Raw genomic sequence first — 15,485 nt, 5'->3', positions numbered from 1 at the left:
GACAGTCCCACTCTCCTATGATTCATGCTAGTCTTTGGTAAGACTACCAGATTGTGTACGTGAGCCAGCATAGATTGCAAGAAGGAGGGTTCCTCCGATTGCAATTGTAATAAAGTTAGCTACGCCAGCTACAAAACTTTGTGCATAAAGATATGACCAGGCTTGTGCGAATTGGAGTCTATCACCAATAGGAGTAACGATACCATAGGCAATAAGGAGGGCCAATGCTTGTGCTAGGTTAAACCAAATCATACTCATCAAAGAAAACTTGCCAGTTGTCACATCATATTTTTTGTTGAATAGACCAATTACAAGACCTGTAATGGCACTTGCAAACACCCAAGCCCATGAGATATTTCCGTATTGAATACCATCTTTAAGCGCATGCCCAATAAAGCCCATAAAGAAACCTGTAATAGGCCCAAAAATCACTGAGAATAATGCTTGAACAGCATACTGAAGTTGGATGCTGGTATTCCCAAAAATAGGAATATTAACAAACATACCAATGATAATAAAGAGTGCTGCACCAATACCTGTCGCAACTACTGTACGAATTGAATTATTTTTCATAATCTTACTTTAATCTCCTAAATGTTTGATTTCAATGTGCCAGTTAGACCCCACACCAACATTATAGGCCTTGGCAAAAGACCCTTGGTTAATGGCTAAGCCAACACGATAGAGGGAATTGATATAAATAATTGGCTGACCGATACGAACATCCGCAAAAGATTTCCCATAGGTAACTTGATTTTGGTAGACCAACATATCATTGTTAAAGATGGTCACCTCGAATCGATCACCAAAGTTTGGTTCCAACGCGTAAAAGTCATCACGTGTGATAGAGGTCCAAAGAGAGCCGAAACGGACGTCCAAAATGTCAATTGCACCACGAACCAAATTATCCTCTATGATGGTTTCAACCACTGGAAGCTCTAGAATTTTGTCCACAGGTAACTCAGGACCTACTTCTTCAAAACTGATATGACCAGAAGCTAATTTGGCACCTGTATAGGCATAAACATCACGACCATGGAAGGTATAAGACAGCTCTGTATTACTACGACGATTCTCAACTTCGGAAATTTCACGGACAGCAACGATACCGACATCCTTCTTGATGTAAGAAAGTGTTCCGTTATCTGGTGTGACGATATATTGCCCCGTCTTTGTTAAGGCAACCACACTTTTACGCGATGAGCCTACACCCGGATCAACTACCGAAACAAAGGTTGTTCCCTTTGGCCAGTATTCAACGGTCTGAAACAGACGATAGGAAGCCTCAAAAGTGTTGTAGGGAGTAATATCATGTGTCAGGTGATGAACTCCCAAACTTGGTTCTTCTTGAAGAGCCACACCAATCATGGCCGAAACAGCACCGTCAACCAAACCAAAGTCTGATTGAAGCACCAATAAATTATTAGTCATAAATGTTTCACCTTTTCTCTTTGAACGGTTTATTTTACCATATTTTATGGGCTTTTTAAAGATGATAGATTCTTGAGCTAGCTATAGTCTTTGACTATGTTTTCTCCAAAATCAAAAAGCCAGCCAAATAGGCCGACCTTATACAATTAGCTATGCTTTCTTCCAACGGCTCTTTTCTGCTACTGCTGTAAAAAGCACGTCTGTTGAAGAGTTAAGGGCTGTTTCACAAGAGTCTTGGATGACACCTACGATAAATCCAACACCAACAACTTGCATGGCCAAATCATTTGAGATACCAAAGAGGCTACATGCTACTGGCACTAATAGAAGAGATCCTCCAGCAATACCTGAGGCACCACAGGCAGAAATAGCTGAAACCACACTAAGAATGAGTGATGTCGCAAAATCGACCTGAATTCCCAAAGTCGTTACTGCAGCAAGAGTTAAGACATTGATTGTCACGGCTGCCCCAGCCATATTAATAGTTGACCCCAAAGGAATAGAAACTGAATAGGTATCAGGATTTAAACCAAGATCTTTACAAAGCTGAAGGTTAACAGGAATATTAGCTGCTGACGAGCGAGTAAAGAAGGCTGTAATCCCAGAGTCTTTCAAACAACGGAAAACCAGTGGGAAAGGATTTTTGCCCATCATCACAAAAGCAATGATTGGATTAACAACCAAGGCAACAAAGGCCATTGTTCCCACTAAAACAAGGATTAGGACACCATAATCCGCCAAAACACCAACACCATTCTCAGAAATAGTATTAAAGACAAGACCAAGGATACCAAATGGTGCCAAGTTAATAATCCAACGAACGATTTGTGAAGTCACTTCTGCCAAGGTATGTAGCAAATCTTTCGTGTGAGTGCTAGCTGTTCGCATGGCGAAACCAAAGACAACCGCCCATACTAAAACACCAATGTAGTTGGCTTGAGCCAAGGCATTGACAGGGTTATCCACCATCTTAAGCAACAAATCTTTAAAGACTTCTCCCACACCTTGAGGTGCCGTCGCTTTAGTCGCTGCCGCTGCTCCCAACTTCAGAGAAATTGGAAAAATATAGTGAGAAATAACAGCCGTCAATGCTGCCGCAAAGGTCCCAAAGAGATAAAGAACAATAACTGTCTTCATGTTGCTTTGTTGCCCTTCTCGCGTTTGTGAAAGGGCATTGGCAACCAAGGCAAAGACCAAGAGTGGAGCAATTGCCTTCAAGCCACCAACAAACATATCCCCTAAGAGACCAATAACCGTAAACTTAGGAACAAGCAAACCAAGTACAGCACCAATTACCACACCAATGGCAATACGCTTGATTAGACTGGTCCTATTCCAAGTTGAAATAAATCGTTTCATTACTCATTAACTCCTTTTTATGGGTAGCTTAACCATAAAGTATTCGATAGCTTCCATACTATGATAAATATCTGAAATCGTCAAGAAATGAGAAAAGCCTGTGGCAAACAGGCTCTCAAATCCTATTTATGACTCAATTTACGGGTCAAGAAATCACCCAAGAATTGGATAAGGAAAATCAAAATCAAAATCAAGAAAGTTGCCAAAATGGTAACTGAGGTACTAGAACGGTTATATCCATAGTAGATAGCGATGTAACCAAGACCACCGGCACCGATAGCACCGGCCATGGCAGTTTCACCCACAAGGGAAATCAGAGTTACGGTTGATACACGAACCAATTCTGGAAGCCCTTCACCAAGGTAAACCTTAATCGTATCCCAAAGTGTTGCGCCACTAGCTTGTGCTGCTTCAATAACGCCACGGTCAAGATCTGCAAGTACCACCTGTACTTGACGTGCAAAGAATGGGAAAGTCGCAGCTGACAATGGAACCAAGGCCGCTGTCATACCAAGGTTAGTCCCCACGATAAAGTAAGTGAAGCCTTTCAAAATTGCCAAGAGGATGATGAAAGGAATGGCACGGAAGATTGAAGTGATTTTATCCAAGATTTGGAAAACAAATTTATTTTCAATGACTCCACGAGGACCTGTCAATACCAAGAAGAGCCCCATAACAAGACCAAGAAGCCCCCCAATGATGAAGGAAATAACCGTCATATAGAGAGTCGCATAGATGGCGTCTGGCCAAGAGTTAACCCCCTGCATACCAATACGATAAATATCTGGAAAGTTTTGTTGAATCCAATCTGCCATTATTGGGCTCCTTTCTTAAGTACTTGCAAGCTGACACCTGCATTTTCAATCGCTTTTTGGGCAGCAAGAACCTTATCTGCCTCACCATCCAATACAACGACCAATTCACCAACAGGTGTATCACCTAGAATCTCAAGGTTACCGTAAAGGATGTTACTTGAAACTCCGTAATCTTTGAAAATTTCAGTCAAGAGTGGCTCATCTGTTGAAGAACCAGCATATTTAAGTTGAACAAGAAGGGCTGAGTCTGGTAAGTTTTTCACTACGGGTTGTGCATTAATCTTAGCCAAGGCATCTTCAATCCCTGCAGCAGTTTCAATAAATTCTTGTGTCAAATCTTCTTGTGGATTTGAGAAGATATCAAGAACACTGCCCTCTTCCAAAAGTTGACCATTTTGCATAACAGCCACACGATTACAAATGTCTTTAACAATTTGCATTTCGTGGGTGATCATAACCACTGTCAAACCAAGCTTTTTATTCAAATCCTGCAAAAGTGAAAGAATCTGCTTAGTTGTTTTTGGGTCAAGAGCTGAGGTAGACTCATCTGAAATCAAGATTTCAGGATCATTAGCCAAGGCACGGGCAATCGCTACACGTTGTTTTTGACCACCTGACAACTGTGCAGGATAGTTTTCGGCACGATCAGCCAAATCAACCAATTCCAAAAGACCACGAATTTTTTTGTCTTTCTCTTCATTGCTTAGTTTAGAATGACGAAGAGCAAAAGCTACATTTTCATAAGCCGTCTTTTGAGCCATAAGGTTAAAGTGTTGGAAAATCATCCCAATCGTTTGACGTTTCTGGCGCAATTCTTTTGTCGACAATTGGACCTTACCATCTGCAAAAGTCACATCTTTACCGATAGTGATTTTACCAGCGGTAGGCACTTGCAAAAGATTGATCGCACGCACAAGGGTAGATTTACCAGCCCCTGAATAACCAACAATTCCGTAAATATCACCTTTTTCAATCTGGATAGACACATCCTTAACCGCTTGAATAGTGCGGCGTTTCTGCGTAAAGGTGATATCAATATTTTTCAAATCAATAATGACATTACTCATAACTTGCAATTAACTCCTTAATTAGTTCAATGTGGGTGTAGTAATCTGCTAGACTAACATTTTCATCCCCACCATGGTCACGACTGTTAGCATTCCCTATACCAAAGGCTGCCATAGGAACACCCAAAGCCTGATAAATCATATGCATAGGCCCTGTACCTGCTGCTGTTGGAAGGACAGCGACACCTTCTTCATAAAAGCCTTTTGCTAACTCAATAACATTGACAATAGCTGGATCAGACATATCACTTCGATAACTTTCTTCACCAAGAGTGAAGGTTACCTTGATACGGTCAAATCCTTCTTTTTTGAGGTGAGCCTTAATACACTCCAAAACGTACTCAGGTGTCAAGCCAGGGACCAAACGCATCTCCATCTTAGCTCTGGCTTGAGCTGGTAAGATGGTCTTAACCCCTTGCCCCTGATAACCTGTTGAAATTCCCTCAATAGAAAGAGCAGGCTCAAAATAGTAAGTTTTTAAGAACGCTCGGCGGTCACTTTCTAAAATGGGTAGTTTTAAGCCGTAAATCCTACGAAGACTGTCTGCATTTTCAATGGCATAAGTTTCGATAAGATTCATCTCTCGTTCATTTGGTTGGACAATCTTTTCATAGATGCCGTCGATAAGGATACGTCCCTGATCATCTCTCATGCTTGAGATAGCATTGAGCAAGTACCATGACGCCGATTCAATCACTGCACCAAATTTAGAGTGGATATCAACATCAGCACTATCGACAGACAAGTCAAAGGTAATAATCCCCTTGTTGCCACCTGTGATTTCCAATTGACCTTTACTATTTCGGTTTCCTTGCTCCCAAACCAATAGGTCTGCTGGAAGAAGATCATCTCGGTATTTTTCTAAATATTTTTCAAGGTCTGTTGATGCTGATTCTTCAGCACCTTCCATCATAAACGTAATATTTACAGGAAGATCGCCAACTTCTCGAATATATTTCCGAAGGGCTGTCAGACGAGCTGTAATATGCCCCTTATCATCATCGACACCACGACCATACATATATCCCTTTCGAACAGTCAGACGGAAAGGTTCATCGGTCCATGGTTGATCATTGTCCGCAGGAACAGTGTCATAGTGTTGATAGAAAATAATTGTTTTCGCATCTGGATTTGGACTCTTGAATTTCGCCAAGACAAAAGGTGCCGTATAGGTCTCGTCAATTGTCACCTCTGCGCCAACACCAGAGAAAATCTCACCAAGGTAAGCAGCCACATCATAGAGACCAATATTTTGAGCAAAAATAGATTTTTTAGAAATCAAAGTCCGCAAAACTTCAAAATAGTGCTGAGCAATTTCATCGTTACGAAATTTTCGTAACTGCTCTTCTTCACTTGAAAATGCCATCAAATCGTCTCCTTAATACACGACAAAACGGCGTGCTCTCACACGCCCTCTGTCCTTAGCTTATTTCTTTGAATTAGCTTTCAATTGATCTTGTGTTGGGGCGCCTTTCCATGCTGGAAGGTCAACCTTGTTAGATGCATCATAGATGATTTGAGCTACTTCATCATTTTGGTAGGCTTTAATCAAAGTCTTGATAGCATCAGCTTTATTTGATTTTTCCCAATCTTTATTAGCTGCAATGATATTGACCCAATCTTTTAAATCTTGGCTTGGATCTTCTTGGAAGAGAGTTGTGTCATAGTCAACGTTTTGTTGTTGTGCGTATGAGTTGTTAACAACTGCTGCATCAACAGATGAAAGAGTTTGGGCAGCTTGTTCAGCTGCGATTTCTTTGATATCCAGTTTCTTTGGATTTTCAGAAATGTTCTTGATAGTTGCCAATTCACCATCTTTAACATCCAACTTAATCAAACCAGCTGTTTGAAGAAGTGTTAACGCACGGCTTTCGTTTGTACCATCGTTAGGTACTGAGATAGTAGCTCCATCTGGAAGCTCTTTAACATCTTTATACTTAGCCTTTCCGTTTTCAGTACCTGAGAAAAGGTGGATTGGGCTAAGAAGTGTGTCAGCTGCCGCAACAACATCACCTTTATTTTCTTTGTTCCAGTTGTTCAAGAAATAAATGTGTTGGAAAGCATTAACATCGATTTCGCCGTTTTTAAGGGCTTCATTTGGTTGGTTGTAGTCTGTGAACTCTTTCAACTCGATAGTAACACCCTTGTCTTTAGCCAATTCTTTAACTTTATCCCACAATGGCTCAGTAGTGTCATCCAAAGTCATGACACCAACTGTTAATGTTTTATCATCTTTAGCTGATTTGTTACCGCCAGCACCACAAGCAGCCAAAGCTACTGTTGAAGCGACTGCCAATCCTGTAATTCCAAGAATTTTTTTAAGTTTCATAACGAACTCCCTTTAATTGTTTTAAGTGTAAAATTATTATCCCATAGGATAAGAATTGTAGCAAATTGTTTATAATTGTATATATCTATAGTTTTTAACTATAACATGTCCTAGATTTTAATTATATGAAAAAGCTGAGATTCATTCCCAGCTCCTTTCTTATTTTTTGCTTGGAACTTTCAAAGCGTCTTTAGTTGGAATATAATCTTTGTTTCCAAGGAATTTTTCAGCCAACTTAGCCAAAGTACCATCTTTTTGGAGTTCTTCCAAACGTTTGTTTACAAATTTTTGAAGATCTTTTTGGTTATCTGCGAACAAGAAGTAGATATATGGTTGTTGATCAGATTTAAGTTCAATCGTCTTCAAGTTGCTCAACTTATTATTTTTGATAATTGAATTAACAGTTGGTGCATCAAAAATCTTGAAGTCGTACTTACCTTCATTCAAACTTGTCAACATTTGTGTAATATTTTCATTTGTGTAGTTAAGTTCAACTGGCTTGTCTGAATGTTTATCATTAAACTCTGTCAATTGAGTAGCTGTCGATGTTCCTTGAACAACCTGCGTTGAGTGTCCAGCAATATCATCATATTTCTTAATATTACTATCTTTTGGAACAGTCAAAACAGCTGGTGTGGTACCAATTGGATATGAGAAGAGATATTTTTGGTCACGTTCTTCTGAATAAGAGATATTGTTCCCAGCCATTTGGTATTTAGCTGAGTCAAGACCTGTGAAGACTGAAGACCATTCTGTTTTTTGAAATTTCACTTCATATTTGTCAGAGTCTTTGAAGACTGCTTTAGCCACTTCCACATCGTAACCAGTCAATTCACCGTTTTCTTCATATGAGAATGGTGCTGTTGTCCCAACAGTGGCAAAGTTAATTGTTTCTTTAGCACCTGAAGATTTAGAGGCTTCTTTTGATGATTTAGATGAACATGCAGCAAGCAAAGCTACTGAAGCAATGGCTACACCCGTGATTCCAAGAATTTTTTTAAGTTTCATAATATTCTCCTTTGAGATTGATTGTTTTTATTGTAACAGAATTCACTAAGCTTAACTAATACTTAAACATAATCAAGGTGATAAGAAAATACTATCACCTAAAAATATCAATTGTTTGACAAGAAAAAAGCAGAAAACCAATAACGATTTTCTACCTTATTCCTAATTAATAATGCGACAAACGCTCAATTACTTGCTGGTTATTGAGCACTTCCTGGGCAGGAAAGAAATCAGCCTTACCATCTTCGAAAAGAAGAACATCAGCCTTTTCATGATGAAGGTGCTTAAAGTGATGAGCAGACATGATAATGGTTTTCCCAGCTGAATGAAGCTCATGTAGAAGTTCCCTAAAAAATTCTTCATATTCTTTAGAAAGATTATTGAAGGGTTCATCAAGAATATACACATCTGGATTCGTTACCATGATACTGGCAAAAGCCACTTTCTTCTTTTCTCCACCAGACAGTTGATAGGGAACGCGATCTCTTAAATCTTCAATTTTAAGCAGGGATAGCGTGTCTTGAACGCGCTGTGAGACTTTTTCTTCGGTTAGACCTAGCTGGCGAGGACCAAAAGCAATCTCATCATAGACAGTACTATTAAATAACTGACTATCCACATCCTGGAAGAGGATTCCGAGGCGACTATAAAAATCTCGTTTTTGACGTTTGTCCTTCAGGCATTCTTTGAGGTCCTTCCCTAAGAAAAGAATGCGACCAGATTCTTCCTGCTTGAAGCCAGTTAATAAACTGATAAGACTTGATTTCCCAGTCCCATTTTCCCCCATCAACATCACATATTGTCCTTGTCTAATCTCCAAATCAAGACCAGTAAAGACCTTTTTTTGTTCATAGGCACAGGCCACTTGTTTCAATTGAAACATCTCATCCTCCTAACAGAATCTGTCCTAAAATCACTGCTACTAGACCTATCAAGGCCAGCCAGTCCTTCCATGTGAATGACTGTGATGACTTGACATACTCACCGACAAAGCAACGTGCTTCCATGGCTTGAGTTAGTTCCTCACCATAGCGTATAGCTTTAAGGTATAAAATTCCCCAGATATTACTTCCAATCCGGAAACGATGGTTGCCGCCAAAGCTTCGTGCTTCAATCCCTTTGAGCAAATCCATTAATTGTTTTCCAAAGACATCGATATATTTTATGGTGATATCTAACTGGAGCAGAACAAGATCAGGAAAATGCAACCCTTTTAATGCCACTAGCATCTCACTTATTGTACTTGTCTCTGAATAATAAGCAATGGCTACGGCAATCAAAGGAAGTCTAAAAAGAAAGAGCGATTGACCTCCGCTAAGTAAGAGATGCGGTAGATAAAGAACTAAAGGGAAGATCAACAACACTACAGTTTTTTTCAAAGTTCTTACTAAAACAGAATGCGGTAAAAAAGCCACGCCAGCTCCTAAAAACAAGGCTACAATCCACAAAACTGTGAGATTTCGGCTAATTCCCACTGAAACAAGTAAGAAAAAGAGAAGTAAAACCTTAGCTGTTGGATGAAAGACTGATGCTACTTTTAAAGGATGCGTTTCAAACTTTTGAAGAAGAGCTTCCAGATGGTGACGATTCCGGATAAGAAAGTTATTTCTACCGACTTTAGTGACTACTGGGCGCTCTTCCGACATCCAATCTGGAAGAATCATTTTTCAACCTTTCTACCGAAAATCAAGCGATAGAGGATGAAGAAAATCAAAACAGCAGAGGCAGCGCTCAGGATATAACCCAAAACTTCTGGGATGCCTGCGATACTATAATCTGGGAAGAGGGCATTGAATGAAAAACCATTCAACATTCCTTTTGGCGCTTGGGCTTCCACATGGTAATGAGACAATTTTTCTACCAACTCTTTGACATCCCATTCTGCAAAAGCTGTTCCCGTCGCCAATAAACCAAGTGGCGTTAGGATAATTAAGGCTAGGATAAAGAGCAATAAAGGACGTAGTTTTTTAGTCGTTATTTCCTGAGTATTATCAATATTCAAACGTTCAATGAATTCTTGAACACCGGCTGTGAAAAATCCTTCTACCAAGCCTATAAGCAGGTGAGTCAAGCCCATTACTGGAAGTGTCACTCTCAAAGGGTATGGATTATAAAGCGGATTACCACTGCTATCTTTAAAGAGAATCGGTTGAATTCCTAGTAAAACCGCAACAGTCAGGGCCGCAACTACAATTCCAATATAACCTCCAAAAAAGCTAGCAATTATCCTGTTCTTTGTCCACTTATTCAAGAGTTTATAAACAGCATAACCCACAAATGGCATGACAACAGCCATACAAAAGGCATTCGCACCAAAGGCCAAAATCCCACCATCACCAAATAGCAAAGCCTGCATAGCTAGAGCCACACTAACTGCTAAACAGGAGGCCCAAGGTCCTAACAATATGGCAATTAGCACTGCCCCAACAGCATGGGCACTCGTTCCACCTGGGGCTGGAAGATTAAACATCATGATAAGGAAGGACAAGGAAGTCCCGATTCCCAACATAGGAATCGTTTTTTTATCAGTGTCAACCTTTACCTTCACTTCCTTGACAGCCTTATACCAAATAGGCAACATAACTGCCCCCATTGCCGCACAAGTCATAGGGCTTAAGTAATTTTCAGGAATATGCATTTCTTATCTCCTCATATCATTTTTTCTCAAATTCAAAGGGGTTAATCCATGTATTTCTTGTCTAAAATAGTCTGCACAAGAATAAATGACGCGACGATTATCCTCAGCAGTTTTTCCTAAGATACGTAACACCAGACCCGGGATATCTAAGGATGAAATAGCAAAATCAGACTCTAAATTCAGATTTTCTAAGTGCTTCTGCAAAGCCTTAACAAAAGCCTCGTCAATATTTGGTGACACCATTACCAAGCTATTGTAATTACGCCAGCCTTCAAAATAACCAAGTTTAAACATATCTTGTTTCTGAGGCTCTAAGAGAGTCTGATCGCTATAAACAAGTTCATTATCTTGGTAAATTTGTGTCAAATTACGAAAATAATGGTATTGAAACGGTAAATCCTCATGAGACCAACCTGCCGTTACACCATCTGAATAAATCAAGTGGGCAGACTTATCCATATCAATACGACTTGTTTGGAAATAGCGTGATTTTAAATAGGGAATAACTTCATCAGCCATGTACTCCAAATAACTATTTTCTTCAAGTGTGATAGACGTATTCTGTTGTGTCAACTGTCCTTTCTCACACTTGTAAACATAGGTAGGTGTTTGAGTTGTCACCAAGGCATGAGCATCTTTATTAACATCAATGGTCACTTGATACTGCTCACCCTCGACAAAGCCCCCACCCATATTAATTAGGAAATAGTAAGGAACGCCATTGGCATCTGAATTATCTGCCGATACTCGAGAGTTACCTTCTTGATATTTCTTGTGGGAAATTGTACGACCATTTCTGTTTGAAAATCCAAGATGGACAAAGCCATCGTAAACTTGTGTCATCTTACAAGTCCTCTAGTAGGAAATTCTTACGAATCCATTCTTCCACTTCCTTAACATTGTCATCATTATTCAAATTTGTGAAAATGAAAGAATCTTCGTTACGGAAATGAAGTGTATCTTCACGCATACGGTCTAGGTTGGCTCCAACATAAGGTGCAAGATCAGTCTTATTAATCAAGAACAAATCACTCTTAATCATCCCTTGACCAGCCTTACGTGGGATTTTTTCACCCTGAGCAACGTCAATAATATAAATGGTAAAATCAACCAAATCAGGGCTGAAGGTCGCAGCCAAGTTGTCTCCACCACTTTCAAGGAAAATAACATCCAAATCATGGTTAAAGCGTTCTTGAAGAGTTTCAATCGCTTCAAAGTTCATAGAGGCATCCTCACGAATCGCAGTATGAGGACATCCACCAGTTTCTACACCAATGATACGGTCTTCGTCTAAGCTTGAATTTTTAGCCAAGAAAAGGGCATCTTCTTTTGTATAGATATCGTTAGTAATAACTGCTAAATTTAAGTCGGACATACGTCGTGTAAGACGCTCAAGCAAAAGGGTTTTACCTGAACCAACAGGTCCACCAACTCCAATAATTACAGTACGTTTTGTCATTGTTTTTTCCTCTCAACCTTGTTGATATTTTAGGACATGAATAGGCGGAATACCTGTGTTTCATGTTTCATCTGAGCTAATTCAAGACCAGGCGTATTGGCCCCAAGGTAGGACGCATCCAATTCTTGAATTTCTTGTGTCATTTTTTCTAATTGTGAAAAGCTACGTAAAACAATCTCCTGTCCAGCAAACTGTCCAAGGGGAATGGCACGCACAGCATTTTGAACCATCGTCGAAATCACACTATAGCCATAAAGTGCTATGGCTTCACTACATCCCAAGCCCTTGTTAAACACATAGAGCGCAAAGACAATAGCTGGATTGCCGAAGACCACACCCTTACGTATTTTAGACTGATAGTCATCCAATACCGGAATAGCATGAAGCCTTTGAATGAGTCGAAGCATTTGCTTAGCAATCATTTTAGTCCCCTGTCTTGTTTCACGCGCTTGCGTCGAAACTGTCAAGACCTTATCATAATGCCAGACCTGCTCTATGTTATCTGTAACCATAGCATCATAAACCAGTTTGATTACAAGACCTTCACCATATTTAAACTGACTAGCTAAATAGGCTTCTTGCCACTCTTCGTAACCTTTATCATCTGTTACAGTGTCTTCACGCAGATAATTTTCCATCCCAAATGAGTGGTTAAATGATCCAATTGGAAAGGTTGAATCGACAATTTGCACAATTTCAAGATAATCTTGCAAAGACACATTAGCAAAGGGATTAATGTTCATGGGCAGTTAAATTCACATGGCGTAGGGGTTTATCAAGGACCACTTCTTCAATCGTGTAGGCAATCTCTTTTTGAGTCAAGACTTGCTCTACAACTGGGTCAACCTCTAAATAAATCTTGGCATCTTTCACCTCAATCGGTTTATGAGTATTCCCAAGAATGTGAGCTGTGATTCCCATTTCATCCATATCTTTAGGTGAGATGACAATCAAATCCTGTGACTCAACACCAATAGCTAGGACATGATGATCATCGATAAAAAAGGCAGATCCATTTTGCAATTTTTGTCCCTTATCAAGACGAATACCAAATTCATTCCCATGATCACTCTTCACACGAATAATTTTTTTGTTAAGGTCGTCACTCGAAAGAATGACTGTTTCAATATGGTATTTATCCACATCGATATCTTTAACAAGAGCATCTACTTTTGTAAAAATCATACTTTTTCCTTTTCTATTACATTTTAAAAGTCTAGCATCAGACTCATATAGCAACTTAATAAAGTACTAAAAACATTATGGCTGTAAAATACAAAAGAGGTTGGAGGAAAAATTCCAGCCTCATGTATATAGCGTTTTCCTTAGAACAAGAAATAACGTTGAGACAATGATGTCGTATGGATTGGCTCACAAGTAACCAACTCATCATCAATAAAGACATCAAAGGTCTGTGGATCGATACGAATTGTTTTTGGAGCGTAGTCATTAAGCTTCATATCACGCTTAGTCAAGTTACGTGTATTCTTAACAGGAAGAACAATCTTATTCAAACCAATTTCTTCTTTGATACCGTGATCATAAGCATATTGAGAGACAAATGTAAGATTTGTTTCATGAACCGCTTGACCGTAAGCACCATATAATTTACGCATGATACGTGGTTGAGGTGTTGGAAGACTTGAACCAGCGTCACCCATAACACCATAAGTTAACATACCACCCTTAAGCACCAACTTAGGTTTTGCACCAAATTGTGCTGGTTCCCAGATAACCAAATCTGCAAATTTACCAACTTCTACAGAACCGATATAGTCTGCAATACCATTGGTGATGGCAGGGTTAATTGTATATTTAGCCACGTAACGTTTAATACGGTTATTATCGTTAAACTCTGAATCCCCTTCAAGTGGACCACGCTGAGCCTTCATCTTATCAGCTAGTTGCCAACAACGCATTGCTACTTCACCGACACGTCCCATTGCCATGGCATCTGAAGTCATGATACTAAGGGCTCCCATATCGTGAAGAACATCTTCTGCAGCCACAGTTTGTTTACGAACACGTGATTCGGCAAAGGATACGTCTTCTGGGATTTTTGGATCCAAGTGGTGACAAACCATAACCATATCTAACAACTCACCAATAGCATTTGTAGTATATGGGTTAGTTGGGTTAGTTGATGATGGCAAAATATTTTCCTTACCTGCAAAGACCATAATATCTGGAGCGTGCCCACCACCAGAACCTTCGGTATGGAAGGTATGAACAGTACGACCTTGGAAAGATTCCAAAGTATTTTCCATAAATCCACCCTCATTCAAAGAGTCGGTGTGGACCGCAAAAGAAACATCGTATTTATCCGCAACTTTAAGGGAATTATCAATTCCTGCGTAAGTCGCACCCCAGTCCTCGTGTGTCTTAATTCCTGCTGCACCAGCTTTAATTTGCTCTTCAACCACTTCAGTCTCAGAACCAACACCTTTGGCAAGGAAACCAAAGTTAGCAGGCATATCGTCAACAGCTTGCAACATACGAGTAATATGGAATTTACCTGGTGTACATGTTGTTGCATTACTACCGTCAGCAGGACCAGTACCACCACCAAAGAGGGTCGTAATTCCATTATCCAAACCAAATTCAGGAAGGTCAGCAGAAATATAATGTACGTGGAGGTCAATACCACCAGCAGTCACAATCAAACCTTCTGCAGCAATGGCTTCTGTACTAGCACCCACAACAAAGTCCACATTGTCCATTGTATCTGGGTTACCACCGCGACCAATAGCAACAATCTTACCATCACGAATACCGATATCTGCTTTAATTATACCTGTATAGTCAATGATGGTTGCACCTGTAATAATGGTATCAACCACTGATGGATTATCACGTGTTTCCGTAGCACTGACACCCATACCATCACGTAAAACTTTACCGCCACCAAACTTGGATTCCTGTCCATAAACAGTAAAGTCTTTTTCAATGGCTGCAAAAAGATTGGTATCTCCAAGACGTACGCTATCACCTACAGTTGGTCCATAGTGTTGAGCATACTCTTCACGATCCATTTTAAAACTCATCGATTTGTCCTCTTTCTAGTCTAAGAAACCATTGACTTTGTTATTGAAACCAAAAATACGACGTTTCCCTCCAAAGTCAATAAGTTGTACTGTTTTCGTTTCACCTGGCTCAAAACGAATGGCTGTACCTGCTGGAATATCTAGACGTTTGCCTCGCGCCTTTTCACGATCAAATTGAAGACCAGCTTCGTTTGCTTCATAAAAATGGTAGTGAGAACCCACTTGAGCAGCACGGTCACCCACATTTTTTACTTCAATACTAATGGCTTCGTAACCACCGTTATAATCAATTGGCTCACTCGCCACATGGTATTCACCTGGAATCATTACACTTC

17 protein-coding genes are annotated in these 15,485 nt (G+C 39.9%); all 17 read right to left on the bottom strand.

Annotated features, from left to right (window positions below; genetic code table 11):
* Nucleotides 1-27 precede the first annotated feature (27 nt).
* Complete coding sequence (locus H7U02_RS03090; protein WP_002889953.1) at nucleotides 28-573, bottom strand: ECF-type riboflavin transporter substrate-binding protein; 546 nt, start codon at nucleotides 571-573, stop codon at nucleotides 28-30.
* Nucleotides 574-582: 9 nt separating this feature from the next.
* Entirely contained in the window at nucleotides 583-1,431 is an 849-nt protein-coding gene (locus tag H7U02_RS03085; protein WP_060972170.1) for an S-adenosyl-l-methionine hydroxide adenosyltransferase family protein, read from the bottom strand.
* A 150-nt stretch (nucleotides 1,432-1,581) separates the two neighbouring features.
* Nucleotides 1,582-2,790: a serine/threonine transporter SstT gene (sstT, locus tag H7U02_RS03080; RefSeq protein WP_201042777.1), complete on the bottom strand. Its 1,209-nt coding sequence runs from the start codon at nucleotides 2,788-2,790 to the stop codon at nucleotides 1,582-1,584.
* Nucleotides 2,791-2,912: 122 nt separating this feature from the next.
* The gene (locus tag H7U02_RS03075; RefSeq protein ID WP_002883771.1) at nucleotides 2,913-3,605 is read right to left on the bottom strand and encodes a methionine ABC transporter permease; all 693 of its coding nucleotides are present in this window, start codon (nucleotides 3,603-3,605) and stop codon (nucleotides 2,913-2,915) included.
* Complete coding sequence (locus H7U02_RS03070; protein ID WP_201042775.1) at nucleotides 3,605-4,672, bottom strand: methionine ABC transporter ATP-binding protein; 1,068 nt, start codon at nucleotides 4,670-4,672, stop codon at nucleotides 3,605-3,607. Before H7U02_RS03070 ends, H7U02_RS03075 begins: the two co-directional genes overlap by 1 nt.
* The gene (locus H7U02_RS03065; RefSeq protein ID WP_201042763.1) at nucleotides 4,665-6,038 is read right to left on the bottom strand and encodes a M20/M25/M40 family metallo-hydrolase; all 1,374 of its coding nucleotides are present in this window, start codon (nucleotides 6,036-6,038) and stop codon (nucleotides 4,665-4,667) included. Before H7U02_RS03065 ends, H7U02_RS03070 begins: the two co-directional genes overlap by 8 nt.
* 60 nt (nucleotides 6,039-6,098) lie before the next feature.
* Nucleotides 6,099-7,001: a MetQ/NlpA family ABC transporter substrate-binding protein gene (locus tag H7U02_RS03060; protein WP_013990049.1), complete on the bottom strand. Its 903-nt coding sequence runs from the start codon at nucleotides 6,999-7,001 to the stop codon at nucleotides 6,099-6,101.
* A 159-nt stretch (nucleotides 7,002-7,160) separates the two neighbouring features.
* Nucleotides 7,161-8,009, bottom strand: a complete 849-nt coding sequence (locus tag H7U02_RS03055) for an amino acid ABC transporter substrate-binding protein (RefSeq protein WP_013990048.1) — start codon at nucleotides 8,007-8,009, stop codon at nucleotides 7,161-7,163.
* A gap of 166 nt (nucleotides 8,010-8,175) precedes the next feature.
* A complete protein-coding gene (locus H7U02_RS03050) occupies nucleotides 8,176-8,892 on the bottom strand; it encodes an energy-coupling factor ABC transporter ATP-binding protein (RefSeq protein ID WP_037600280.1) in 717 nt (238 codons plus the stop codon).
* 1 nt (nucleotide 8,893) lies between these two features.
* Nucleotides 8,894-9,673, bottom strand: a complete 780-nt coding sequence (locus H7U02_RS03045; protein WP_013990046.1) for an energy-coupling factor transporter transmembrane component T — start codon at nucleotides 9,671-9,673, stop codon at nucleotides 8,894-8,896.
* Nucleotides 9,670-10,647 (bottom strand): cobalt transporter CbiM, encoded by a 978-nt coding sequence (gene cbiM / locus H7U02_RS03040; protein ID WP_013990045.1) that lies wholly within the window; start codon nucleotides 10,645-10,647, stop codon nucleotides 9,670-9,672. The genes H7U02_RS03045 and cbiM overlap by 4 nt, the downstream gene beginning before the upstream one ends.
* A 3-nt stretch (nucleotides 10,648-10,650) precedes the next feature.
* The gene (locus H7U02_RS03035) at nucleotides 10,651-11,490 is read right to left on the bottom strand and encodes an urease accessory protein UreD (RefSeq protein ID WP_110980916.1); all 840 of its coding nucleotides are present in this window, start codon (nucleotides 11,488-11,490) and stop codon (nucleotides 10,651-10,653) included.
* Between the two features lies 1 nt (nucleotide 11,491).
* Complete coding sequence (gene ureG, locus H7U02_RS03030) at nucleotides 11,492-12,106, bottom strand: urease accessory protein UreG (RefSeq protein WP_002889928.1); 615 nt, start codon at nucleotides 12,104-12,106, stop codon at nucleotides 11,492-11,494.
* A gap of 29 nt (nucleotides 12,107-12,135) precedes the next feature.
* Nucleotides 12,136-12,849 carry an urease accessory protein UreF gene (locus tag H7U02_RS03025; RefSeq protein ID WP_073949314.1) on the bottom strand — a complete coding sequence of 238 codons (714 nt, stop codon included), beginning with the start codon at nucleotides 12,847-12,849 and terminating at the stop codon, nucleotides 12,136-12,138.
* Nucleotides 12,839-13,291, bottom strand: a complete 453-nt coding sequence (gene ureE / locus H7U02_RS03020; protein ID WP_002949549.1) for an urease accessory protein UreE — start codon at nucleotides 13,289-13,291, stop codon at nucleotides 12,839-12,841. The genes H7U02_RS03025 and ureE overlap by 11 nt, the downstream gene beginning before the upstream one ends.
* 140 nt (nucleotides 13,292-13,431) lie before the next feature.
* Nucleotides 13,432-15,150, bottom strand: a complete 1,719-nt coding sequence (ureC, locus tag H7U02_RS03015; RefSeq protein WP_002886560.1) for an urease subunit alpha — start codon at nucleotides 15,148-15,150, stop codon at nucleotides 13,432-13,434.
* A gap of 15 nt (nucleotides 15,151-15,165) precedes the next feature.
* A complete protein-coding gene (locus tag H7U02_RS03010; protein WP_003092180.1) occupies nucleotides 15,166-15,477 on the bottom strand; it encodes an urease subunit beta in 312 nt (103 codons plus the stop codon).
* Nucleotides 15,478-15,485 lie beyond the last annotated feature (8 nt).

The sequence above is a fragment of the Streptococcus sp. 3.1 genome (assembly GCF_016648915.1).
In the GTDB taxonomy this organism is placed as follows: Bacteria; Bacillota; Bacilli; order Lactobacillales; family Streptococcaceae; genus Streptococcus; species Streptococcus salivarius_E.
This window is presented reverse-complemented; position numbering and strand designations above follow the sequence as displayed.